Annotated in this window: 4 protein-coding genes and 3 tRNA genes; all 7 read right to left on the minus strand. The window is 59.2% G+C overall.

Annotation, left to right across the window (positions count from 1 at the left end; translation table 11 throughout):
* The coding region (locus AC25MA_RS25715) for a GTP-binding protein (protein WP_196174594.1) at positions 1-558 on the minus strand (558 nt) is incomplete at its 3' end.
* Between the two features lie 79 nt (positions 559-637).
* A tRNA-Thr gene (locus AC25MA_RS25720) sits at positions 638-713 on the minus strand.
* 28 nt (positions 714-741) lie between these two features.
* Positions 742-815 (minus strand) — tRNA-Gly (locus AC25MA_RS25725).
* Between the two features lie 24 nt (positions 816-839).
* Positions 840-923 (minus strand) — tRNA-Tyr (locus AC25MA_RS25730).
* A 152-nt stretch (positions 924-1075) separates the two neighbouring features.
* Positions 1076-1501: a hypothetical protein gene (locus AC25MA_RS25735; protein WP_028692319.1), complete on the minus strand. Its 426-nt coding sequence runs from the start codon at positions 1499-1501 to the stop codon at positions 1076-1078.
* A 2-nt stretch (positions 1502-1503) separates the two neighbouring features.
* Positions 1504-2259 (minus strand): pantothenate kinase, encoded by a 756-nt coding sequence (locus tag AC25MA_RS25740; protein ID WP_028692320.1) that lies wholly within the window; start codon positions 2257-2259, stop codon positions 1504-1506.
* The gene (gene birA, locus AC25MA_RS25745; protein WP_028692321.1) at positions 2249-3208 is read right to left on the minus strand and encodes a bifunctional biotin--[acetyl-CoA-carboxylase] ligase/biotin operon repressor BirA; all 960 of its coding nucleotides are present in this window, start codon (positions 3206-3208) and stop codon (positions 2249-2251) included. The genes AC25MA_RS25740 and birA overlap by 11 nt, the downstream gene beginning before the upstream one ends.
* Positions 3209-3411 lie beyond the last annotated feature (203 nt).

Here is a 3411-nt window from a genome sequence, read left to right on the forward strand (position 1 = left end):
TTCGTTGTCGTCTTTGCCTTCCAGCGCCATACGAGCCGAACCGATGATGATCGGGGTGTCGTCGCCTGGGAAGTCGTAGGTGGACAGCAGGTCGCGAACCTCCATCTCGACCAGTTCCAGCAGCTCAGCGTCGTCTACCAGGTCAGCCTTGTTCAGGAAGACCACGATGTACGGAACGCCAACCTGACGGGACAGCAGGATGTGCTCACGGGTTTGTGGCATCGGACCATCGGCGGCCGAGCAAACCAGGATCGCGCCGTCCATCTGGGCAGCACCGGTGATCATGTTCTTCACGTAGTCAGCGTGACCTGGGCAGTCAACGTGAGCGTAGTGACGAATGTTCGAGTTGTACTCGACGTGAGCGGTGTTGATGGTGATACCGCGCGCTTTTTCTTCCGGAGCCGAGTCGATCTTGTCGAACTCAACGACGGCCGAACCGAAAACTTCGGAGCAGACGCGAGTCAGCGCTGCAGTCAGAGTAGTCTTACCGTGGTCAACGTGGCCGATAGTGCCGACGTTAACGTGAGGTAGCGAACGATCAAACTTTTCCTTAGCCATCGATACAGTCCTCCGCAGAAGAAATTGTCATACAGCCTATAAAACAAAGGCAGATATTTTCATATCTGCCTTGTTTATATGGAGCTCTTGAGCGGATTTGAACCGCTGACCTCACCCTTACCAAGGGTGTGCTCTACCAACTGAGCTACAAGAGCGAAACACTTTGTGCAACAACAGCAAACTTGGAGCGGGTAGCGGGAATCGAACCCGCATCATCAGCTTGGAAGGCTGAGGTTCTACCACTAAACTATACCCGCGGAGCTTGCAGCTCTCGCTAAAACTGGTGGAGGGAGAAGGATTCGAACCTTCGAAGCTCTCGCAACGGATTTACAGTCCGTCCCCTTTGACCGCTCGGGAATCCCTCCAGATGTGGCCGGCATTCTATTTGTCTGCCGCCCTAGTGTCAAGCGTTTTTTCAAATTTTTTCAATCAAATCTGAAACTTAGCTGCTTTGACACTGCTTCGGGCTCTACCACCTCAGTGGTGTTCCCTGTGAAGCGGGCGCCATTCTATCAAGCTATTCAGCAGTTGCAATACCCTCGCACAAAATAATTTTGTGTTTTAAGTCTTTGAAATCCTTGGAAAGAGTCGAGAGCACCGCAGGGTCCAGCAAACGCTCGCTTTCAGGGGCTATCTTGAGCCAGAAGCCCTCGGCGCCCGGCAACTGCCCAACCACCGGCAGGGCGACGATATCCAGGCTGACCAGGCGCTGACGCAGGGCATCGAGCTGCTCGCGAACCGCCAGACCACCCACTACCAAGCATTCGTCGCGCCGCCTGGCAGGTGCCGCGGCCCCGGTCTCGCGCAACAGGCGTATTTCCTGCTGGGAGCCTTTGTACAACGACAACGGGGCGACTTCCTTGACCTTAAGCGGAGCTTCCTGCTGGTGCCACACGTAATAAACGACGTTGAGCACTACCAACAGCAGAAACAACCAGCGCATAGTCACCTCGACTCAATTGGGCAGGCCATGGCCAGGCCGACAAAGACCAGATCCGGCACGATCCGCGCCTGAGGTGCGGCGTCTTGCACCAACGGCGCATCACCCCCGGTCAGGAAGACCGTGAAATCCTCATCCCACAGCGCCCTCGCCTGCTCGATCTGGGTACGGGCAAAGCCCTGGAGCATCAACACGCAACCACGCTCGACCGCTTCGACGGTGGAGCGCCCCGGTGCCAGGCTGCCCAGGGCACGCTCGGCCGAGGCATCGTCATAGCGGATTCGCCGGGTGTGGGTGCGCAACTGGCTACGCATCAACGGCATGCCCGGACAGATATACCCACCAAGGTGCTCACCGTCGGCCGCGACATAGTCGGCCTTGGCCGCAGTACCGAAATCGATGACCAGGCAGGCGCGACCCGCCAGGTGATAGGCGCCCAACGCGCCGAGCCAGCGATCCATCCCCAGGCGCTGGTAGTCCTCGTAGCCATTGCGAACGCCGGCCATTTCCTTCACCGGCTGGGCCACACTCACTTCGACCCCGAACGAAGCCAGGATCAACGCACACAGCGCCGAAGTCTCTTCTTCACTGCGTACGCTGACCATCCGGCAGCCGATCAGGCGCAGGGATGAAAGCGCCGCGACAGCCGCCACCAGCGCCTGGTCGGAGTCGACGATACCGCCACCATTGATGGTGGCGTCAGCCGCATGGATGACGCGCCACTTGATAAAACTGTTTCCGCAATCGAGCTCAAGAATCATCACGCAACCTCAAACTGAGCTCGCCACCGCTGAAGCTCTTTTCCACACCATCCACCTCGAGACGCAAGCCGCCCTGCCCATCCACGCCCAACGCCACCCCATCGATGCGAGTGGTGCCGGCGACCAGCGAAACTTTCCGCCCCTGCCACAGGTGCGCCTGCTCCCATTCTTCCTGGAACGCGGCGAAACCATAGCGGCGATGACGGGCCAGCTCATGCTGCAGTTGCTGACTTAGCTCCGCCACCAAGCGGTTGCGATCCACCAACTGTCCGGTCTCGCCGCGCATGGAGGTCCAGGGTTGATCGATCCGCTCCCCGCCCTGCATGTTCACGTTGATACCGATACCCAGCACCACATGGCAGACGTCTGCCGGATCGCCGACCAGCTCCAGGAGGATGCCGGTGATCTTGCGCCCGCTAGCCAGGACATCATTGGGCCATTTCAGCCCGACATCCTTCAGGCCGAACGTCTTCAGCGTGCGCATGACCGCCAGGCCAACCACCAGGCTCAATCCCTCGAGCTGGCGCATGCCGCCATCGATACGCAGCACCAGGCTGTAATAGAGGTTTTCAGCGAACGGACTGACCCATTGGCGGCCACGACGTCCGCGCCCAGCGCTCTGGCGTTCGGCCAGCACCAGGAAGGGCGCCGCCTGCCCTTGGGCGGCAAGCCTCAGGCCCTCGGCATTGGTGGAGTCAATGGTGTCATGAATGAAAGCCGGCCACGGCTCGCCCTCCGAAAACCCGGCGATCGCCTGAGATTCAAGCAGGTTCAGTGGCGCTGCCAACTGATAGCCACGGCCGCGGACCTTGTGAATGGTCAGGTTCAGTTCGCTCTCAAGGTGCTGCAGCTGCTTCCAGACGGCGCTGCGGCTTACCCCGAGGGCGGCCCCCAGGGCTTCTCCGGAATGGAACCGGCCATCCTTGAGGAGATTCAACAACTTCAGCATGCCAGTCTCGACTTGGAATAAGGCTGGCATGATAGCCACGCCCCGAGGGCTTGCATAGGAAAAGGGCTACCGCCAGCCCCACAGCCGACGCGATCCCTGTAGGAGCGCCGGTATGGCGTTGATGTTGGAACGCGGAAAAGACAAAACCCCTACCTGCTCGCGCAGATAGGGGTTTTGCGAAATGAATCTTGACGATGACCTAC

The organism is Pseudomonas sp. P65(2024) (assembly GCF_057480955.1).